This is a genomic window from Streptomyces sp. NPDC001781, from assembly GCF_053596035.1.
In genome coordinates, this window is the sequence record NZ_JBSFFI010000041.1 from 24995 (window position 1) to 44158 (window position 19164).

At 73.4% G+C, this 19164-nt stretch carries 19 protein-coding genes; 5 read left to right on the plus strand and 14 right to left on the minus strand.

What is annotated here, in order from left to right; translation table 11 throughout:
• Nucleotides 1-17 precede the first annotated feature (17 nt).
• Nucleotides 18-1229 (plus strand): MFS transporter, encoded by a 1212-nt coding sequence (locus ACWCV3_RS26865; RefSeq protein ID WP_451229241.1) that lies wholly within the window; start codon nt 18-20, stop codon nt 1227-1229.
• Here the strand turns inward: ACWCV3_RS26865 and ACWCV3_RS26870 are convergent.
• Nucleotides 1189-1647, minus strand: coding sequence for an acyl-CoA thioesterase (locus ACWCV3_RS26870; protein WP_451229244.1), 459 nt, complete (start codon nt 1645-1647; stop codon nt 1189-1191). The genes ACWCV3_RS26865 and ACWCV3_RS26870 overlap by 41 nt on opposite strands.
• A 220-nt stretch (nt 1648-1867) precedes the next feature.
• Between ACWCV3_RS26870 and ACWCV3_RS26875 the strand changes: the two genes are divergently transcribed.
• From ACWCV3_RS26875 to ACWCV3_RS26885, 3 genes are all read left to right on the plus strand, one after another.
• Nucleotides 1868-3271: a uracil-xanthine permease family protein gene (locus ACWCV3_RS26875; RefSeq protein WP_451229247.1), complete on the plus strand. Its 1404-nt coding sequence runs from the start codon at nt 1868-1870 to the stop codon at nt 3269-3271.
• Nucleotides 3272-3360: 89 nt separating this feature from the next.
• Nucleotides 3361-4056 (plus strand): DUF5995 family protein, encoded by a 696-nt coding sequence (locus ACWCV3_RS26880; protein WP_451229250.1) that lies wholly within the window; start codon nt 3361-3363, stop codon nt 4054-4056.
• A 91-nt stretch (nt 4057-4147) separates the two neighbouring features.
• A complete protein-coding gene (locus ACWCV3_RS26885) occupies nt 4148-5080 on the plus strand; it encodes an LLM class F420-dependent oxidoreductase (protein WP_451229253.1) in 933 nt (310 codons plus the stop codon).
• Between the two features lie 33 nt (nt 5081-5113).
• On the opposite strand, the gene ACWCV3_RS26890 is transcribed toward ACWCV3_RS26885, so the two are convergent.
• From ACWCV3_RS26890 to fmt, 11 genes are all read right to left on the minus strand, one after another.
• Complete coding sequence (locus tag ACWCV3_RS26890; protein ID WP_451229256.1) at nt 5114-6811, minus strand: flavin monoamine oxidase family protein; 1698 nt, start codon at nt 6809-6811, stop codon at nt 5114-5116.
• 50 nt (nt 6812-6861) lie between these two features.
• Entirely contained in the window at nt 6862-7656 is a 795-nt protein-coding gene (locus ACWCV3_RS26895) for a carbon-nitrogen hydrolase family protein (protein WP_451229259.1), read from the minus strand.
• 293 nt (nt 7657-7949) lie between these two features.
• On the minus strand, nt 7950-8090 hold the full coding sequence (locus ACWCV3_RS26900) for a hypothetical protein (protein ID WP_451229261.1): 141 nt from the start codon (nt 8088-8090) through the stop codon (nt 7950-7952).
• Nucleotides 8091-8125: 35 nt separating this feature from the next.
• The gene (locus ACWCV3_RS26905; RefSeq protein WP_451229263.1) at nt 8126-8578 is read right to left on the minus strand and encodes an Lrp/AsnC family transcriptional regulator; all 453 of its coding nucleotides are present in this window, start codon (nt 8576-8578) and stop codon (nt 8126-8128) included.
• Between the two features lie 107 nt (nt 8579-8685).
• Entirely contained in the window at nt 8686-10128 is a 1443-nt protein-coding gene (locus ACWCV3_RS26910) for a GuaB1 family IMP dehydrogenase-related protein (RefSeq protein WP_451229266.1), read from the minus strand.
• A 126-nt stretch (nt 10129-10254) separates the two neighbouring features.
• Entirely contained in the window at nt 10255-10590 is a 336-nt protein-coding gene (locus ACWCV3_RS26915) for a barstar family protein (protein ID WP_451229269.1), read from the minus strand.
• Entirely contained in the window at nt 10587-11048 is a 462-nt protein-coding gene (locus ACWCV3_RS26920; RefSeq protein ID WP_451229272.1) for a ribonuclease domain-containing protein, read from the minus strand. Before ACWCV3_RS26920 ends, ACWCV3_RS26915 begins: the two co-directional genes overlap by 4 nt.
• Before the next feature lie 56 nt (nt 11049-11104).
• Nucleotides 11105-12148 carry a sugar-binding transcriptional regulator gene (locus ACWCV3_RS26925; RefSeq protein WP_451229275.1) on the minus strand — a complete coding sequence of 348 codons (1044 nt, stop codon included), beginning with the start codon at nt 12146-12148 and terminating at the stop codon, nt 11105-11107.
• Between the two features lie 90 nt (nt 12149-12238).
• Nucleotides 12239-12925: a ribulose-phosphate 3-epimerase gene (gene rpe, locus ACWCV3_RS26930; RefSeq protein ID WP_451229277.1), complete on the minus strand. Its 687-nt coding sequence runs from the start codon at nt 12923-12925 to the stop codon at nt 12239-12241.
• A 161-nt stretch (nt 12926-13086) separates the two neighbouring features.
• A complete protein-coding gene (locus ACWCV3_RS26935) occupies nt 13087-14505 on the minus strand; it encodes an RsmB/NOP family class I SAM-dependent RNA methyltransferase (protein ID WP_451229279.1) in 1419 nt (472 codons plus the stop codon).
• Between the two features lie 80 nt (nt 14506-14585).
• On the minus strand, nt 14586-15518 hold the full coding sequence (gene fmt, locus ACWCV3_RS26940) for a methionyl-tRNA formyltransferase (RefSeq protein ID WP_451229282.1): 933 nt from the start codon (nt 15516-15518) through the stop codon (nt 14586-14588).
• A 286-nt stretch (nt 15519-15804) separates the two neighbouring features.
• Here fmt and ACWCV3_RS26945 point away from each other — a divergent pair, with 286 nt between their 5' ends.
• On the plus strand, nt 15805-16332 hold the full coding sequence (locus ACWCV3_RS26945) for a hypothetical protein (RefSeq protein ID WP_451229285.1): 528 nt from the start codon (nt 15805-15807) through the stop codon (nt 16330-16332).
• Nucleotides 16333-16397: 65 nt separating this feature from the next.
• Here the strand turns inward: ACWCV3_RS26945 and ACWCV3_RS26950 are convergent, their stop codons facing one another.
• Complete coding sequence (locus tag ACWCV3_RS26950) at nt 16398-18545, minus strand: primosomal protein N' (RefSeq protein ID WP_451229288.1); 2148 nt, start codon at nt 18543-18545, stop codon at nt 16398-16400.
• A gap of 112 nt (nt 18546-18657) precedes the next feature.
• The coding region (locus ACWCV3_RS26955) for a methionine adenosyltransferase domain-containing protein (RefSeq protein ID WP_451229291.1) at nt 18658-19164 on the minus strand (507 nt) is incomplete at its 5' end.

Genomic DNA, 19164 nt, shown 5'->3' on the forward strand with positions numbered 1-19164 from the left:
CCGGGAGGGACGTGAAGATGGGTGACGTGAGCCGGCCGGCCGGGGAGGTCAGGCGCGCCCGGTACGCCGTGGCCGCCGTGTTCGCCGTGCACGGAGCGGTGACGGGTTCCTTCGCCACCCGCGTGCCCTGGATCCAGGAGCACGCCGGGCTGAGCGCGGGCCGGCTCGGGTTCGCGCTCGCCTTCACGGCGCTCGGTGCGTCCGTGGCGATGCCGCTGGCGGGCCGGATCGGCCACCGCTTCGGCAGCCGTACGGCCCTGCGCGGGCTGCTCGCGCTGTGGACGCTCTCCCTGGTGCTGCCCTCGCTGGCGCCGAACCTGCTCACGCTGTGCCTGGGGATGTTCGCCTACGGCGCCGCCTCCGGCATGGCGGACGTGGTGATGAACGCGCTCGGGGTGGAGATCGAGCGGCTGCTCGGCAAGTCGATCATGTCGGGGCTGCACGGCATGTGGAGCACGGGCGCGCTGGTCGGCTCTGCGGCGGGCACGCTGGCCGCGCATCTCGGCTCGGACGCCCGGCTGCACCATCTGCTGGCCGCCGCGGTGCTCACGCTGCTGGGCCAGATGGCCTGCGTCTGGGTGCTGGACGTGCAGCCCGCCGAGGACGAGGAGCCGCCGCCGAGGTTCGCGCTGCCGCCCCGCTCGGCCCTGCTGATCGGCGCGATCGGCTTCTGCGCGGTGTTCGCGGAAGGGGCGAGCCTGGACTGGTCGGCGGTGTTCCTGCGGGACCGGCTGGACGGCTCGCCGGGCCTGGCCGCGGCGACCACCACCGGGTTCATGCTGACCATGGCCGTCGCCCGGATCGCCGGGGACGCGGTGGTGAACCGCTTCGGCGCGGTGCGCACGGTCCGGGCGGGCGGCCTGCTCGCCGGGGTGGGCGGGCTGCTCGTGGTCCTCGCGGACCGGCCCCCTCTGGCGATGACCGGCTTCGCGCTGATGGGCCTCGGCATCGCGGTGGTCGTCCCGCTCTGCTTCGCGGCGGCCGGGCACTCGGGGCCCAACCCGAGCCAGGCCATCGCGGGCGTGGCCACCATCACCTACACCTCGGGGCTGATCGCGCCGAGTCTGATCGGCGGGGTGGCGCAGGCGACCAGTCTGACCGTGTCGTTCGTCGTGGTGACCGTGCTGGCCTGTGCGCTGGCCGGGTTCGCGGGGGTGCTGCGCACCGCCGAGCGCGGTGGCGGCGAGGTCAGCCGGCAGGCCGCAGCAGTTCCCGGCCCGCCTGCCTGAACCCCTCGCTCCAGGGCGCGGGCCGCAGTGTGCCCGCGTCCAGCCGGACCAGGACCCGGGTGCCGCGCGCGTAGGTGGTGGCGCCGTCGGCAGAGCAGAGCCGGAAGCCGTAGGTGAGGCCGGTGGTGCCGAGCCGCTCCAGCCAGAGGTGGACGGCGTAGGTGCCGGGGCGGGTGACGGGCGCCTCATAGCCGATGACCAGTTCACGGACCGCGTTGCACGCGTCGCCGGCCGCCGCCCAGTCGCCGTCGAAGCGGACCCCGCGGGCGTTCCAGAGCTCGGTCCAGGCCCGCTCGACCAGCAGCGGGTAGCGGGCGTTGTGCAGCAGCCCGAGCGCGTCCAGGTCGTCGAAGTGCACGGCGACGGGGACGAGTTGGCCGTACGGGACGGTGGGGACGGGCGGGGCTTCGGCGGTCACGGGCACGGCTCCTGGGCACGGCGGGCGGGGCGGCGCGCACCCCCTGACCCGACCATACTAAGCGACCGCTCAGGACTGCCCGGGGGTAACTTGGCTGGTCAGGACGGACCCCCAGACACCCGTTCCCGGCGCGCGTGGGGCACCGCGGGCGCGAAGCGCACCTCGGCACCCCTGACAATGGTGCGGACCGTCTTCAGTACAGAGAAAGCGAAACCCCACCATGGACCTCGGCGTGCGCTGGAAGCTGCACGGTGACGGGAAGAGTCCCGCGCCCGGAGCGGTGGTACGCCCCGACGAACGGCTGACCTGGCCGCGCACGGTGGGTCTGGGTGCCCAGCACGTCGTGGCGATGTTCGGCGCGTCCTTCGTCGCCCCCGTGCTCATGGGCCTGGACCCCAACCTGGCGATCATGATGTCGGGTGTGGCGACGGTGATCTTCCTCCTCGCCACCCGCGGCCGGGTGCCCAGCTACCTCGGCTGCTCGCTGTCCTTCGTGGGCGTCGCCGCGGTGATCCGCGCGGACGGCGGCAGCAGCGCGACCGTGACCGGCGCGATCCTCGTCGTCGGCGTGGTGCTGTTCCTGGTGGGTCTCGCGGTGCAACGGTTCGGCGCGCGGATCATCCACGCGGCGATGCCGCCGATCGTCACGGGCGCCGTGGTCATGCTGATCGGCTTCAACCTGGCCCCGGTGACCGCGACGACGTACTGGCCGCAGGACCAGTGGACGGCGCTGCTGGTGATGCTGTTCACCGGGCTGGCCGTGGTGTGCCTGCGCGGTTTCTGGTCGCGCATCGCCATCTTCCTGGGCCTGGTCTTCGGCTACCTGATCTCCTGGATCTTCGATCTGACCCTCGGCAAGATCCACTCCGTTGACGCGAGCGGCAAGGTCACCGACCACTGGCGTCTGGACCTCTCCGGCGTCTCCAAGGCGGACTGGATCGGGCTGCCCTCCTTCCACGGGCCGACGTTCCAGTGGTCGGCGATCCTGGTCGCGCTGCCCGTGGTGATCGCGCTGGTCGCGGAGAACGCGGGCCACGTCAAGGCGGTCGGCGAGATGACCGGCGAGTCGCTGGACGACAAGCTGGGTACCGCGATCTCGGCGGACGGTCTCGCCTCGGTGCTCTCCACCGCGGTGGGCGGCCCGCCGAACACCACCTACTCCGAGAACATCGGCGTGATGGCCGCGACCCGCGTGTACTCCACGGCCGCCTACTGGGCCGCCGCCTGCTTCGCCCTGCTCTTCGGCGTCTGCCCCAAGTTCGGCGCGGTGGTGGCCGCGATCCCCGGCGGTGTCCTCGGCGGCATCACCGTCATCCTGTACGGCATGATCGGCCTGCTCGGCGCGCAGATCTGGCTGCACGGCAAGGTGGACCTGCGCAATCCGCTGAACCTGGTCCCGGCGGCGGCGGGCATCATCATCGGCGTCGGCAACGTCACCATGAAGTTCACCGACACCTTCTCGCTGAGCGGCATCGCGCTGGGCACCCTCGTCGTCATCACCGGCTACCACGCGCTGCGCGCCTTCGCCCCGGCGCACCTGAAGACGCAGGAACCGCTGCTGGACGAAGGCACCTCGGCGTACGACGAGCCCGAGGAGAACCAGGCCCGCCCCGAGCGGCCGTAGGAGTGCCCTCCGGCCCGGCGTTCGCTCGTTCCGGCGAAGCACCGGGCCGGTCGGCCCACCGGCCGGTGCGCGGCTGCCACCCTTCCTCCATGGTGCTGCCGCGATACTCCACCACCCCCGTCGACGCCGTCCTGGCGCGGATACGCGCGCTCGACGCGGCGCTGCCCGAGCAGGACGGCGTCGCCGTGTTCAACCGGGTCTACCTCACCGTCACCGAGGAGGTGGACCGGCGGCTGGACGCCGGGGAGTTCCCGGACGCGTGCGCGGCGGCGGCGCTGGACGTCCGGTTCGCGGAGCGCTACCTCGACGCCGTGGACGCCGCCGAGGACGACCGCCGTCCGCCGGCCTGCTGGCGCCCGCTGTTCCAGTTCCGCCGTCATCCCGGTGTGCGGCCGCTGCAGTTCGCGTTGGCCGGCATCAACGCGCACATCGGGCACGACCTGGCTCTCGCCGTGGTCGACACCTGCCAGGCGCTGGGCTGCGCGCCGGCCGAGCTGGAGGACGAGTTCGACCGGGTGGGCGAGTTGCTGGCGGAGCTGGAGGAACGCGTCCGCGAGGACCTGATGCCGGGTCCCGACCTGCTCCAGATCGCCGACCCGATCACACACCTGCTGGGCGCGTGGAGCCTGGAACGGGCCCGCGACGCCACCTGGTCGGCGGCGCGGGTGCTGTGGGCGCTGCGGCGCTGCGGCGACATGGCCGAGGAGTTCACCGCCCGGCTGGACGCCGCGGTCGGCTTCGCGGGGCGGATGCTGCTGACACCGCTCGGTGAGTTCGGGCACTGAGCCGTCCGGAAGCCACCCCGTCGGGTGAGGTACGGAACAGCCGGGTGGGGGCCGTGCGTTGAGGGGACATCCCGACGCGAAGGAGACCGGTATGACGACCAGGCTGGGCCTCGGCCTTCCCCAGATGCGCCAGTACGACCTCGGCAGGGACGTGCCCGACGTGGCGCGCGCCGCCGAGGAGACCGGTTACGACAGCCTGTGGGTCTTCGAGCGGGCCCTGGTCCCGGAGCCCGCCACCCAGGGGCTCTACGGCATACCGGGTGCGCCGTGGCCGGAGTACTACCGGGGTGTGGCCGACCCGCTGGTCACCCTCACGCTGGCCGCCACCGCCACCTCGCGGGCCGAGCTGGGCTCCAGCGTGCTGGTGGCTCCGCTGCACCTGCCGTTCCAGCTCGCCAAGTCGCTGGCCACGCTGGACGCGGTGAGCGGCGGGCGCGTCGTCGCGGGCTTCGGCACGGGCTGGTCCCTGGACGAGTACGCGGCCTCGGGCGTGCTGCCCTTCGATGAGCGCGGCACCGCGCTGGACGAGGTGATCGCGGTGTGCCGGGCCGTGTGGGGTCCCGATCCGGTCGTCCATCGCGGCAGGACCGCCGAGATCGCCTCCGCGGTCGTCGGCCCGAAGCCGGTGCGGCCGATCCCCGTCCTGCTGGCCGCGACCAACCGGCGGGCGATGCGGCGGCTGGTGGAGCGGGCCGACGGCTGGCTGCCGGGCGCCTACGGTCCGGAGCAGCTCGCCGCCCAGTGGCGTGCTCTGAGCGACCTGGCCGGGGAGACCGGCCGCACGGAGCCCCTCCGTACGGTCATCAGGGTCAACGCGCGCGTGGCCGCCAAGCCGGACACCGCCGCCGACCGCCCGCTGTTCCAGGGGGACACCGACCAGATCACGGCCGACATCGCGGCGCACACCGGCATCGTCCCGGACGCGGAGATACTCCTGGACGTCCAGAGCGAGGCACGGGACGCGGCCGAGCTGAAGGACACCGCCGCCGAGCTGTACGAGAAGGCGCGGGCGGCCGGGGTCTGAACCCGTCCGCCCGCGCCCGCCCGGCCCCGCGGCTCAGTCCTCGGACAGCTCGACGGGTGCGATCTCGTCGTACACGTCGCCGGGGCCCGGGTTGGTCGGGTCGGTCTCGCCGCCGAAGTGCCGCATCACGCCCCAGACCGCGTTCAGCGCGGTCTGGACCGCGCCCTCGGCCCAGCCGGCCGTCCAGGAGATGTCGTCACCGGCGAGGAAGACGCCCCGCTTGTCCTCGGGCAGCCGGTCCTGCATGAAGTGCGTGAACAGGCGCCGCTGGTAGCGGTAGTGGCCGGGGAGGTTGGCCTTGAACGCGCCCATGAAGTAGGGCTCGTTCTCCCAGGAGACGGTCACCGGGTTGCCGATGATGTGCTTCCGGATGTCGACCTTCGGGTAGATCTCGCCGAGCGACTTCAGCATGACCTCCATCCGCTCGTTCGCGGACAGCGGCAGCCACTTCAGGCTGTCGTCGCACCAGGTGTACGAGAGGCAGATGACGGCCGGCTTGTCCGGGCCCTCGTCCAGCAGGTAGGTGCCGCGCGTCATCCGGTCGGTGAGCGTCATCGACATGACGTCCCGGCCCGTCTCCTCGTCCTTGTCCAGCCAGAACGGCCGGTCCACCGGCACGAAGAGCTTGGAGGACTCCATGTAGTGGGTGCGCTCGATCGCGGTCCAGTGGTCGATCGGGAAGAGCGAGTCGTCGCAGGCGATCTTGGAGAGCAGCATCCAGGACTGGGCGGTGAAGACGGCCGCCCGGTAGGTGCGGATGTCGCCGCCCGCGTCGGTGACCGTGATCCGGTTGCCGGAGGTGCGGTTCAGCCGGGTCACGGCCGGGCGGGGCTCGCCGTTCACGTGCAGGGAGGCCAGCGAGGTGCCGTAGGGCCAGTGGACGATCTTCTCCGGCTCGCGCTCCCACATCCGCAGCGGCAGCTGCTGGGAGCCGCCGACGATGCCCCGGTGGTGGTCGTCGGCCTCGGTGTAGACGACGCGCAGGATCTCCAGGATGGAGTTGGGGAAGTCGGTGTCCCAGCCGCCGGTGCCGAAGCCGACCTGACCGAAGATCTCGCGGTGCCGGAAGGACCTGAACGCCTCGGAGTCGCAGAGGAAGCCGTAGAAGGTCTGGTTGTCCAGCTTCTCGACCAGCTGGGCCCAGATCTCCCGGATGCGGGGCACGTCACGCTCGCGCATGGCGCGGTTCATGTCGGAGAAGTCCGCGCCCTCCTCCAGGCACCTGCCCCACGCGGCGGCGACGTCCCGGTAGACCTGGGGCAGGTCGTCGACGGTCTCCGCGTAGTGCGACTCGCCCTTGAGGTCCACGACGGTCGAGGGGGTGCCCTCGGCCAGCGGGTTGGGGAAGGGCCGGGTGTGCAGGCCGACGAGGTCGATGTAGTGCTGGAGGGCCGTGGAGGACGGCGGGAAGCGCATCGCGCCCATCTCGGCGGTCAGCGACTCGTCGCAGCCCTCGAACCCGACGGTCCGCAGCCGGCCGCCGAGCTGGTCGGCCTCGTAGACGACGGGCTTGAGGCCCATCTTCATCAGCTCGTAGGCGGCGACGATGCCGGACAGGCCGCCGCCGATGACGGCGACCTCGGTGCCGTGCTGGGTCGCCGGTATCTGGCCGAGCCCCGCCGGGTGGGCGAGGAAGTCGTCGTAGGCGTAGGGGAAGTCCGGGCCGAACATGGTGATCGGCGGCTGCTGCTCGTCGGCGTGCTCGACGGCGTTGGGCACCGTGGACGTCATGGGGTACGGACTCCTTGCGCGGAAGTACTGCGACGAACTGTGGGGAAGGTTCAGACGGTGAGCGAGCCGTACAGACCGGGGCGGCGGTCCTTCAGGTACGGGTTGGCCTCGCGGGAGGCGGCCAGGAAGGCGGGGTCGGCGTCGGCGAACACCAGCTCGGCCGAGGCGCGCCCGGCGCGGACGCGGGCCACCCCGTCCGGCCCGGCCAGCGTGGTGAGTCCGACGAACTCGAACTCCCCTTCCTGGCCGACCCGGTTGACGTAGGCCACGTACATCTGGTTCTCGAAGGCCCGTACCGGGATCATCGACTCCGGCACGAACTGGTACGGGTGCATCTGCGCGGTCGGCACGATCAGCAGGTCGGTGCCGGCCAGCGCGTGGGCGCGGACGTTCTCCGGGAACTCGACGTCGTAGCAGATCAGCAGGCCCACGGTGAGGCCGTTGAGCTCGGTCTGGACGACCTGCCGCTCGCCCGGCGTGAAGTGGTCGCGCTCGAAGCAGCCGAAGAGGTGGGTCTTGCGGTAGTTCGCGAGCCGGACGCCCTCGGCCGAGATGATCTGGGCGGAGTTGTGGACCGTGTCGCCCTCGCGCTCGGGGTAGCCGTAGGCGACGGCCAGGCCGTGCCGGGTGGCGATGTCGGCGACGGCGTCGGCCGAGTCCCCGTCGGCGGGCTCGGCGAGGCGCGGGATCTCGCCGCCGATCGCGTACCCCGTCAGGAACATCTCCGGTGCGGCCAGCAGCCCGGCGCCCGCCTCGGCGGCCCGGCCCGCGGCCTCGTCGAGGACCTTGAGGTTCTCGGCGACGGAACCGGGGCGGCCGGAGCTCTGGAGCAGGGCGGTGCGCATGGGTGTTCCTCACCGGGGAAAAGGGGGATTCGGGGGGCATCGGGAAGCCAGTAAGACGGTACGGTCGGCGCGCTCACCCGGACAAGAAGCACGCGTTGCGCGCCGGTGCGCGGTTCGTTGCGTCGGCGGCTCCCCCGGCGGCGATTCGTTGCGCCGGCCGCGGATGCGCGCGTGGCGAACGGCTGCAGCGCGCGGTCCGCGCACGGTCTCCCGCGGCGGCTCGGGGTCGGCCGCGCCCGAGGCGGACCCCGAGCCGCCGCGGGGCGCGTCGACGCGGCCCCTGTCCGGCCAGCTCACCGGGGAGCACGGGGGCCACGGTGAGCGGCGCGTTCCGGCACCCGGTTCGGACCGCCGTCGCGGAACTCCTCGTGCAGGGCACGGGGGTCGGCGGCCAGGGCGTCCTCGCGGGAGCCGAACGGAACCGGGAGCGCCATGGTCCCCGCGGGTGGCCCGGCCGTCCCGCGGCGGGTCAGCCCGGCGCGCCCGAGGAGAAGCGGCGCAGCAGGGGGGAGAGCACCAGCACCGACTTGGTCCGCTCCACGAACGGCTCCCCGGCGATCCGCTCCAGGACCCGCTCGAAGTGCCGCATGTCGGAGGCGAAGACCTGGGCGATGGCGTCCGCGTCCCCGGTGACGGTGGACGCGGCCACCACCTCCTGGTAGCGCTCCAGACCGCGCAGGATGGTCTCCGGCGAGGTGTTGCTGCGGCAGTAGATCTCGATGTACCCCTCGGTCTCCCAGCCGAGGGCCACCGGGTCCACCCGGACGGTGAACCCGGTGATTGCTCCGGTGGCCCGGAGCCGGTCCACGCGCCGCTTCACGGCGGGCGCGGACAGGCCGACCAGTTGCCCGATGTCCGCGTAGGAGCGGCGGGCGTCCTCGGCGAGGGCGTGCACGATGCGTTCGTCGAGATCGTTCAGCACAGGGGGTGGTTCACTTCGTCGGTCCGGTCACTTCTCCTATGAAGTAGAACACGAACCGCGCCCACCCCCGAACCTGGGAAGCTCCCAGGTCAAAGGGTGCGAAGGGGTCAGCTCCAGCTCGCGTGGAGGGGCATGCCCTCGGCGTATCCGGCCGCGCTCTGGATGCCCACGACGGCCTTCCGGGCGAACTCCTCCAGCGAACCGGCACCGGCGTAGGTGCAGGAGGAGCGGACACCCGCGATGATCGAGTCGACCAGGTCCTCCACGCCCGGCCGGGCCGGGTCGAGGAACATGCGGGAGGTGGAGATGCCCTCCTCGAAGAGCCCCTTGCGGGCACGGTCGTACGCCGACTCCTCGGAGGTGCGGTTGCGCACCGCGCGGGCGGACGCCATGCCGAACGACTCCTTGTACAGGCGGCCGTCGGCGTCCTGCTGGAGGTCGCCGGGCGACTCGTAGGTTCCGGCGAACCAGGAGCCGACCATGACGTTGGAGGCACCGGCCGCGAGGGCCATGGCGACGTCGCGCGGGTGGCGGACACCGCCGTCGGCCCACACGTGCTTGCCGTGCTTCTTCGCCTCGGCGGCGCACTCCAGCACGGCGGAGAACTGCGGGCGGCCCACGCCGGTCATCATCCGGGTGGTGCACATGGCGCCCGGTCCGACGCCGACCTTGATGATGTCGGCGCCCGCCTCGATCAGGTCGCGGACGCCCTCGGCGGACACGATGTTGCCCGCGACGATCGGCACCCGCGGGTCGAGCGCGCGCACGGTGCGGACCGCGCTGATCATCGACTCCTGGTGGCCGTGCGCGGTGTCGATGACGAGGGTGTCCACGCCCGCGTCGAGAAGCTGCTTGGCCTTGCCCGCCACGTCGCCGTTGATGCCCACGGCCGCCGCGACGCGCAGCTTGCCGTCGGCGTCCACGGCCGGGGTGTACAGGGTGGCGCGCAGGGCGCCCTTGCGGGTGAGGATGCCGGCGAGGCGGCCCTCGGCGTCGACGGCCGGGGCGTAGCGGCGGTTGGCCCCGTCGAGGATGTTGAACGCCTCGCGCGGGTCGATGCCGGCGTCGAGCAGCAGCAGGTCACGGGACATGACCACTTCGAGCTGGGTGAACCGGTCGACCCCGCTGAGGTCCTGGTCGGTGACGACACCGACGGGACGGTGGTCCGCGTCCACGACGACACCGGCGTTGTGCGACCGCTTGGGCAGCAGGGCCAGCGCGTCGGCCACCGTCTGGTGCGGGGACAGCACGATCGGGGTGTCCAGCACGAGATGGCGGCTCTTGACCCAGGAGACGACCTCGGTGACGACGTCGATGGGGATGTCCTGCGGGATGACCACCAGGCCGCCGCGCCGGGCCATCGTCTCCGCCATCCGGCGTCCCGCGATGGCGGTCATGTTGGCGACGACCAGCGGAATGGTGGTACCGGTGCCGTCGGGAGAGCCGAGGTCCACCGCCTGCCGGGAGCCGACCGCCGATCGGCTCGGCACCATGAAGACGTCGTCGTACGTCAGGTCGTAGGCGGGCTGGATGTCATTCAGGAAACGCACGTGCCGCACATCCCAGTCGATCAGAGGTGACCCCCTGACGGGTGCGCCAGGGGGAAAGAGCACGTACTTCATTCTCCCATGCCAGGGCCCTGGTCACGCCCTCACGGAACCTCCAGGGACCCGCGGTCACAGCTCGGAGGTTCCTCCAAGAGCCAGCACGACGTCGAGGCCCGAGGCGCGGTCCACGGCCTCGGAGAACACGTCCCGCGCGATGCGCCACTCCTGCCCGTTCAGCTCGGCGAACGGCTCCCAGTTCCGCACGACGACCAGCAGCCCCCGCTCGACGGCGGCCGGGGGCCAGACGGTGGTGTCGGAGAGGGAGTCCAGCAGGGCGTCCCAGTTGCGGCCGAACCAGTCGGGCAGGTTCAGCGCGGCCGCGGTCCGGTCCATCAGCCCGGCCTTGTCGCGGACTCCCTCGAGGTCGAGGGTGACCGCGACCCGGTCGACCAGGTCTTCGCTCATCTCAGCACCGCCCGGAACGAGTTGTAATGATCATCGGTGTAGTAGAACTCCCCGCCGTCCCCGGTGACCATGCGGCGGGCGCCCCTGCCGCTCGATGACGGGGTCGGCACGGTGTACTCGTGGTAGTAACCGCGCCGGTGTGCGGGCAGGTGCCCTTCGAAGTTCCCGAAGACGATCCCGTCCCGCGCGTACGGATAGGGGCCGCCCTTGTCGATGAGGGCGAGGGTGCGCCGGGCCTCGGCGGGCAGCCGGGACTCGGGGACGGTGGCCATGCCCCGGGCCCAGGCCGGCGCCGGGGCCGCGGGACCGGACCGGTGGGAGCCGGCCGGGGTCCCGGTGGCGGTGTCCGTACCGGCGCAGCCGGCCAGCAGCAGGCCGAGGACGGCGAGCACGCAGGCGAGCAGACGCGCCCGGCCGCTGCTTGTGTTCAGGATCTGGGGGACGAACCGCGGCAGCATGCCGAGGATGCTGCCACGGCGCGCCCGCCGTGGCAGCATTGCGCCCCGGTTCCGGCTCAGACCCCGTCGGGGTCGGCGCGGCTGAGCGCGGGCTTCGGCGCGGCGCCGGCGGTGAGCAGGTAGTCCGCGGCCGAGGTGTCCGTCACCAGGCTGGTGACCAGTCCGGAGCGCAGCACCGCGTCGATCGCCGGGGCCTTGCGCTGCCCGCCCGCGATGGCCACCACCTCGGGGATACGGCGCAGCTGGTCGGTCTTGACCGTGATGCACCGCTCCCCCAGGTCCCGTCCGATCCGGCGCCCGTCGGCGTCGAAGAGGTGCGCGGACATCTCGGCGGCGACCCCGAGCGAGGCGTAGTGCGCGCGCTCCTCGTCGCTGAGCATGTCGTGCACCGTGGAGATGCCCGGTTCCCAGGAGCCGATGGAGACGCAGGCGACCGTGACCTTGTCGAAGTACTCGAAGGCGCGGGCGATACCGGTCTGGTTGCGCAGGGCGGCGGCGGTGGCCTCGTCCGGCAGCAGCATCGGCGCGTAGATGGGGTGGGCGTCCCCGCCGGACACCTGGGCGGCCCGGCGGACGGCCTCGACCGACCCGCGCTCCGCGGTCCCGGCGTCGTACACACCCGTCAACTGCACCACCGTGCACGGCGGCAGCCGGTCCAGGGCGGCCGCCATGTGGATGGTGGAGCGCCCCCAGGCGAGGCCGAGGACGTCGCCCTCGTCGACGAGTTCACCGAGCAGGTCGGCGGCGACCTCGCCCAGGTTCTCCGGGTCGGGGGTCTCCTCGGCTTCGGCCGGGGACTCGACCACCACGGCGTGCCTGAGGCCGTACCGGGCGCGGAGCGCGTCCGAGCGCTCGGCGTCCAGCTCGGCCGGGACGCGGATCTCGATGCGGACGAGATCCCGTTCGAGGGCGGTCTCCAGGACCCGGGCCACCTTGAAGCGGCTGACGCCGAACTCCTCGGCGATCTGGATCTTGGACTTGCCCTCCAGGTAGAAGCGGCGGGCCATGGCCGCCGCCTGCACCAGCTCAGCGGGTCCCATCCGCATGGCTGACCGGCCCGCCGACATACCCGACACGGCGCTCTCCTCACTGCTGTTCACACTCTGGATTCGCCGTTCATCCTCGCAGATCCGGCGCCGTGAATCCGCCCTGATGGGCGGCCTTCTCTCAACCGTTCACCTACGTGTGGCTCAGTGGCCGCACGCCCAGGACGAATCGGTGATCGCCCGGTCCGCCCGCGCGCGCAGCGCACGGACCGCCTCGGCGGGGTCCTGGGCCCCGTACACGGCCGATCCGGCGACGAACACGTCCGCCCCCGCCTCGGCGCAGCGCTCGATCGTCTCGGCCGAGACACCGCCGTCGACCTGCAGCCACATCTGCAGGCCGTGCTTGGCGATCAGGTCGCGGGTACGGCGGATCTTGGGCAGCGTGATGTCGAGGAACGCCTGGCCGCCGAAGCCCGGCTCGACGGTCATGACCAGCAGCATGTCCAGCTCGGGGAGCATGTCCTCGTACGACTCGATCGGCGTCGCGGGCTTGAGGGCCATGGCGGCGCGGGCGCCCTTGGCGCGGATCTCGCGGGCGAGCCGGACGGGGGCGCGCGCAGCCTCGACGTGGAAGGTCACCGAGGAGGCGCCCGCCTCGACGTACTGCGGGGCCCAGCGGTCGGGGTCCTCGATCATCAGGTGGCAGTCCAGCGGGATGTCCGTGGCGCGGGCCAGGGACTCCACGACGGGGGTGCCGAGCGTGAGGTTCGGGACGAAGTGGTTGTCCATGACGTCGACGTGGAGCCAGTCGGCGCCTTCGACCGCCTTCGCCTCGTCGGCGAGGCGGGCGAAGTCTGCGGACAGGATGCTGGGGTTGATCTGCGCGGCCATGGACCAAGCCTGCCATGCCCCTTCGGGGGGTGCGGGGTCAGGTCCCGGGTGGTGGGGGCTGTCGGTCGGGTGCCGGTCCGCCGTGGCTTGTCGCGCGGTGCCCCCGCGCCCTGGGTCGGCTGCCGCCGGCGTGTTCCAGCGCGCGCCGGAGAATCACCGGGTCACGCTGTGCGGCGGATCAGGGCCAGGTACATGGCGTCCGTGCCGTGCCTGTGGGGCCAGAGCTGGATGTCGGGGCCTTCACCGAGGTCGGGGACGCCCGGGAGGAGGGGGCGGGCGTCGATGAGTTCGGCGTCGGGGTGCTGCTTGAGGAGGTCGGCCACCACCGCGCGGGTTTCCGCCAGGTGCGGGGAGCAGGTGGCGTAGCCGACGACTCCGCCCACGCGGACGGAGTCCAGGGCCGTGCGGAGGAGGGCTCGCTGGACCGGTGCGAAGTTCTCGAGGTCCTCGGGGCGGCGGCGCCAGCGGGCCTCGGGACGGCGGCGCAGGGCGCCGAGGCCGGTGCAGGGGACGTCCATCAGCACGCGGTCGAAGGTGCCGGAGCGCCACGGCGGACGGGTGCCGTCGGCGGTGATCACCTGGTACGGGCCCGGGTTGCCGGCCAGCGCCTTGGCCACCAGGCCCGCGCGGTGCGGCTGCTTCTCGGAGGCGACCAGGGTGGCACCCCGCCCGGCGGCCAGGGCGGCCAGCAGGGCGGCCTTGCCGCCGGGGCCCGCGCAACCGTCGAGCCACTTCTCGTCGGGGCCGTCGAGGGGGGCGTTGGCGAGGGCGAGGGCGACGAGCTGACTGCCCTCGTCCTGCACACCGGCCCGCCCCTCGCGCACGGCCTCCACCGCGCCGGGCTCGCCGCCCTCGGTGAGGCGCACCGCGTACGGCGACCAGTCGCCGGCCACTGCGGCGTCCTCGGTCAGCAGTTCCTCGGTGGTGGACCGGCCGGGGCGCGCGACGAGGGTGACCTCGGGACGCTCGTTGTCCGCCGCGAGGAGTTCCTCGATGCCGGCGCGTCCGCCGCCGAGGGAGTCCCACAGCGCCGAGACGACCCAGCGGGGGTGGGAGTGGACGACGGCGAGGTGGTCCTCGGGGTCCTCGTCGTAGGGCGGCGCGACCCGCTCCAGCCAGCCGTCCAGGTCGTGCTGGGCGATCTTGCGCAGCACGGCGTTGACGAACTTGGCCCGCCCGTCGCCGAGCACCACCCGCGCCAGTTCGACCGAGGCCGACACGGCGGCGTGGGTGGGGATGCGCGTGCCGAGCAACTGGTGCGCGCCGAGGCTCAGTACGTCGAGCACCGGCGGGTCCACCTCGCGCAGCGGGCGGTCCACGCAGCTGGCGATGATCGCGTCGTAGGTGCCCTGGCGGCGCAGCGTGCCGTAGACCAGCTCGGTGGCGAGGGCCGCGTCCCGCGCGTCGAAGTCGCCGTTCTCCCGCGCCTTGCGCAGCAGCGGGGGCAGCACGAGGTTGGCGTAGGCGTCCCGTTCGTCCACCGCGCGCAGCGCGTCGAAGGCGAGGACGCGGACGGGGTCCTTCTGGGGGCGCCGGTAGGGCTTGGCGGGCCGGTGCGGCCGACGGGACTGCTCGCTCACGGGAAAGGTGCTCCGGGGGTGTTCAGGGGGTGCGGTCACCAGCGTACGTCGGCGGACCGTCACCCCCCACTCGCGGGGTGTCAGCCGCCGAGCGACTCGCCCTCGGCGATCCGCGCCCCGCGCGCCCAGTCGGCGGCCCGCATCGGCTTCTTGCCCTGCGCCTGCACCCAGACCAGCTCGACGGCGTGGGAGCCGGTACCCGCGTGCACGCTGTTCTTGCCGACGGCGAGCGCCCCGGGCGCCAGGTCGGTCCGCTCGGGCGCAGGTGTGACCTGCACGAGCTTGAGGCGCTCGCCCCGGAAGACGGTCCACGCGCCGGGGGCGGGCGTGCAGCCGCGCACCAACCGGTCGACGCGCAGCGCGGGCGCCGCCCAGTCGACCTCGGCGTCCTCGACCGTGATCTTCGGCGCGAGCGTGATCCCCTCGGCGGGCTGCGGTACGGCCTTCAGGGCGCCGTCCGCGATGCCGTCCATAGTGGCTACCAGCAGCCCGGAGCCGGCGAAGGCGAGCCGGGTGAGCAGGTCGCCGCTGGTGTCGGTGGGGCGGATCTCCTCGGTGACGGTGCCGTAGACCGGACCGGAGTCCAGGCCCTCCTCGATGAGGAAGGTGGAGGCGCCGGTGATCTCGTCGCCCGACATGACCGAGTGCTGCACGGGGGCGGCTCCGCGCCAGGCGGGCAGCAGCGAGAAGTGCAGGTTGACCCAGCCGTGGGCGGGGATGTCGAGGGCGACGCGGGGCAGCAGGGCGCCGTACGCGACGACCGGGCAGCAGTCCGGGCCGATCTCACGCAGCCGCTCCAGGAACGCCGGATCGCGCGGACCGGCCGGCTTCAGCACCTCGATCCCGGCCTCCTCCGCCCGCTCGGCCACGGGCGACGCGACCAGCCTGCGCCCCCGCCCGGCGGGCGCGTCGGGCCGCGTGACGACGGCGGCCACCTCGTGCCGCCCGGAGGCGATCAGGGCGTCCAGAGCGGGAACGGCGACCTCGGGGGTACCGGCGAAGACGAGCTTCATGGTCAGGAACGAGCCTCTCGAACGACAGCGGACGGCAGCGGAACAGTCTATGGCTGCCGCAGGACACGGCGGCCGCCGACGGCGATCCGCCCGCACATGTCCTGCGGCCCTCCGGCCCGCGGCGGACAGGCGGTGGGCGGGCGGGACACCCCGGCGTACACGCACACCCCGCGCGCCCCCACCCCGTGACCAGCGGAGCGTCCACGCGTTGGTCAAGAGAGAGTTGACCACTTCGGGCCGCTTCGGCCGCCCACTTCCTTTCAACGCCGGTTCGAGAGGCTTGTTCATGGCCGACCACGCAACCCACGACGCCCAGGCCCGTGCCAGCCTGCACTTGCTGGTGCGGGACATCGAGCGGGTCCGCAGGCAGGTGGACGCGCTGCGCACCCTCACCGCCCAGCTCGGCAACGTCTACCGTCCCCGCCGCTCCGGCCCGTCCACCGGCTTCGTCGTCTACGGACGCGCCCCGGCCCCGACGGTCCGCCTCGCCCAGGAACTCCGGGACAGCGTCGAGACCCTGGTGACGGCGGCCGTGGACTTCGACCGTTCGCTCGGGTTCTCGTGGGACGCGGTGGGCTCCGCGCTCGGCGTCACCAAGCAGGCCGTGCACCGCCGTTACGGCGCCCGGCGGGCCGCCGCCCAGGCCGCGGCCGACGCGGAGCGGGCCGGGGAGCCGTCGGGCACCCGCACCCTCGACGCCGGTGTGCCGACCGTCCCCGCGGCCCGCTCCATGCCGACCCAGCCGACGTCGGGCAGCCCCACCCTGCGGGACGATCCGAGGCCCCCGGCCTTCCCCGGACCCCGCAGCGGCTGACCGGGGAAGGGGCGCGCCCTGCCGGCAAGCGGCCGGGAGGGCGTTGGTGTGCGCGGCTCGCGCCGTCAGCCGATGTCCGGCGGGTCGATCCGCACCCGTACCGGCTCTCCGCCGCCTCGTGCCATCCGTGCCGCCTGTGCCGTCTTCAGGGCGGCGGCCAGGGCGGAGCCGCTGCCCGGCGGGACGCGGATCAGCGCCCGTTCCCACTGCTCCCCCGGCAAAGGCGCGCCGGGGCGGCGCGGGCGGCCGGGCAGGGTCGGGGGCAGCGGCACCGGGCCGAGCACCTCGGCGTCCGGGGGCGACTGGACGGCCGCGAGGAACTCGGCGACGGCCTCCGGTGTCCCGGACACCGCGGCCATCCGGGACACCGGCGGAAACCCCAGCTCGGCCCGCTCGGCCAGCTCGCGGACCGCGAACCCGACGGGGTCCCACCGCACGAGCGCCTGCACGGGCCGCAGGGTCGGCTCCGCCACGACCACCACGGTCCCGCCGTCGCCCTGCGGCCGGACCAGCGCGGCCGCGCCGATCCATCTGCGCAGCGCGTCCTCGCCGGAGCGCAGGTCCGGCCGGCCCAGCATGGCCCAGCCGTCGAGCAGCAGCGCGGCCGCGTAACCGCTCTCGGCGACCGGCTCGGCGCCCGGTGTGCTGACGACCAGCGCGGGCGCGTCCGGCACGGTGTCGAGCACGTGCTCCCGTCCGGAGGTGCGTACCGGCACGGCGGGGAAGGCGCGTCCCAGTTCCTCGGCGGTACGGCGCGCGCCGACGACCTGGGCGCGCAGCCGGAAGCCGCCGCACTCGGGGCAGTGCCAGGAGTGCTCCTCGCGCCCGCACCACTCGCAGCGCAGCGCCCCCGCGTCCTGCGCCTGGAGCGGCCCGGCGCAGTGCGCGCACCGTGCGGGCGCCCGGCACTGGGCGCAGGCCAGGCGGGGTACGTAGCCGCGCCGGGGCACCTGGACCAGCACCGGGCCGGTCCTGAGCCCCTCCCGGACGGCCTGCCAGGCGAGGCTGGGCAGCCGGGCGGCGCGGGCGGCCTCGTCGCGCGCGAGGTCGGTGTCCCCGACGGTCCGTACCAGCGGCGCGGTGCGGCGGACCTGGTCGCGTGCGGCGGTCAGGGGCCGTGCCCAGCCGCTCTCGACGAGCTGCGCCGCCTCCACCGTGCAGCTCCGGTTCCCGGCCAGGAAGGCGCACTTGTCGAGCGAGGCGCGCAGCAGCAGGACGTCGCGGGCGTGCGGCTGGGGCGCGTGCGGCTCGCTGTGGCTGTCGTCGCCGTCGTCCCAGACGGTGACGAGTCCGAGATCCCGCACGGGCGCGAACATGGCGGCACGGGTGCCCACCACCGCCCGTACGGAGCCGCGCCGGACCGCGAGCCACTGCGCGTACCGCTTCTCGGGTCCGGCGTCGGCGGTGAGCAGCGCGTGGCGGCCCTCGCCGAGCAGCCCGGTCAGCGCCGCGTCGACCCGCGCGGCGGTCCGCCCGTCGGGGGCGACGACCAGCGCGCCGCGTCCCGAGGCGAGGGTGGCGGCGACGGCGCGGGCGATCTCCTCGCTCCACTCGGGTCCGGGCAGCGCGTTCCACACCGCGCGGGGCGAACCGCCGGAGGCAAGGGCGTCGAGGAAGGCGGGACCGTGCTCGTAGCGGGCCCAGGTGCCCGCGTCCGGGGCGGGGGGCGCGGGGAGGGGCTCCGGTGAGGCGCGCTTCTCCGCGCGGGCGCTGCGCGGCGGAACGGCCAGTTGCAGCACGTCCGCGAGGCTGCCCGCGTAGCGGTCGGCCACGGCGCGGGCCAGCCCGAGGAGTTCCTCGCCGAGCACCGGCTCCGGGGAGACGACCTGGGCGAGCGCGGCCAGCGGCCCCGAGTAGTCGGACTCGGCCCGCCGCTCGATCAGGTAGCCGTCGATCAGACCCCCGCCCTCGCGCCGCCCGTCGCGCACCCGGTGCCGCCCGGCGCCGAACCGCACCCGGACCCGCACGCCGGGCTGGGCGTCGGCGTCCAGCTCCTCGGGCACGGCGTAGTCGAAGTAGCGGTCGAGATGCAGGACGCCCTTGTCGACGAGCACCCGGGCGACCGGCCGGTCCTTGGCGAGCGCGGCACCCCGCCAGGTGCGCGGCTTGGCGCGCGGTACGTCTGCGCCGCGCACGCTCTCCCGGATGAGCGCGAGCTGCTCTGGCGGCGCCTCCTCGGCCCCGCCGTCCCCCGGCCCGTTGTCGCTGCTCACGCCTGCATTCTTACCAAAGTCCACGGACAGCACCGCTTTCCGGTGTGCCGACAAGCACACCGGGGCCCGGCGTCCCCGAAGGGAGGCCGGGCCCCGGTGCACGTGGTGCGGATCAGATGCCGGCGGCCTCGCGCAGGGCGTCGACGCGGTCGGTGCGCTCCCAGGTGAAGTCGGGCAGCTCGCGGCCGAAGTGGCCGTAGGCAGCCGTCTGGGCGTAGATCGGGCGCAGCAGGTCGAGGTCGCGGATGATCGCGGCGGGGCGGAGGTCGAAGACCTCGTCGATGGCCTTCTCGATCTTCTCGGGCTCGATCTTGGCGGTGCCGAAGGTCTCGACGAAGAGACCGACCGGCTCGGCCTTGCCGATCGCGTAGGCGACCTGGACCTCGCAGCGCGAGGCGAGGCCCGCGGCCACGACGTTCTTGGCGACCCAGCGCATCGCGTACGCGGCCGAGCGGTCCACCTTGGACGGGTCCTTGCCCGAGAAGGCGCCGCCACCATGACGGGCCATACCGCCGTACGTGTCGATGATGATCTTGCGGCCGGTGAGGCCGGCGTCGCCCATCGGACCGCCGATCTCGAAGCGGCCGGTCGGGTTGACCAGCAGGCGGTAACCCTCAGT

Coding starts and splice junctions, on each gene's coding strand:
- ACWCV3_RS26865 (WP_451229241.1), top strand. CDS start 18: ATGGGTGACGTGAGCCGGCCGGCCGGGGAGGTCAGGCGCGCCCGGTAC.
- ACWCV3_RS26875 (WP_451229247.1), top strand. CDS start 1,868: ATGGACCTCGGCGTGCGCTGGAAGCTGCACGGTGACGGGAAGAGTCCC.
- ACWCV3_RS26880 (WP_451229250.1), top strand. CDS start 3,361: ATGGTGCTGCCGCGATACTCCACCACCCCCGTCGACGCCGTCCTGGCG.
- ACWCV3_RS26885 (WP_451229253.1), top strand. CDS start 4,148: ATGACGACCAGGCTGGGCCTCGGCCTTCCCCAGATGCGCCAGTACGAC.
- ACWCV3_RS26890 (WP_451229256.1), bottom strand. CDS start 6,811: ATGACGTCCACGGTGCCCAACGCCGTCGAGCACGCCGACGAGCAGCAG.
- ACWCV3_RS26895 (WP_451229259.1), bottom strand. CDS start 7,656: ATGCGCACCGCCCTGCTCCAGAGCTCCGGCCGCCCCGGTTCCGTCGCC.
- ACWCV3_RS26900 (WP_451229261.1), bottom strand. CDS start 8,090: ATGGCGCTCCCGGTTCCGTTCGGCTCCCGCGAGGACGCCCTGGCCGCC.
- ACWCV3_RS26915 (WP_451229269.1), bottom strand. CDS start 10,590: ATGAGCGAAGACCTGGTCGACCGGGTCGCGGTCACCCTCGACCTCGAG.
- ACWCV3_RS26920 (WP_451229272.1), bottom strand. CDS start 11,048: ATGCTGCCGCGGTTCGTCCCCCAGATCCTGAACACAAGCAGCGGCCGG.
- rpe (WP_451229277.1), bottom strand. CDS start 12,925: ATGGCCGCGCAGATCAACCCCAGCATCCTGTCCGCAGACTTCGCCCGC.
- fmt (WP_451229282.1), bottom strand. CDS start 15,518: ATGAAGCTCGTCTTCGCCGGTACCCCCGAGGTCGCCGTTCCCGCTCTG.
- ACWCV3_RS26945 (WP_451229285.1), top strand. CDS start 15,805: ATGGCCGACCACGCAACCCACGACGCCCAGGCCCGTGCCAGCCTGCAC.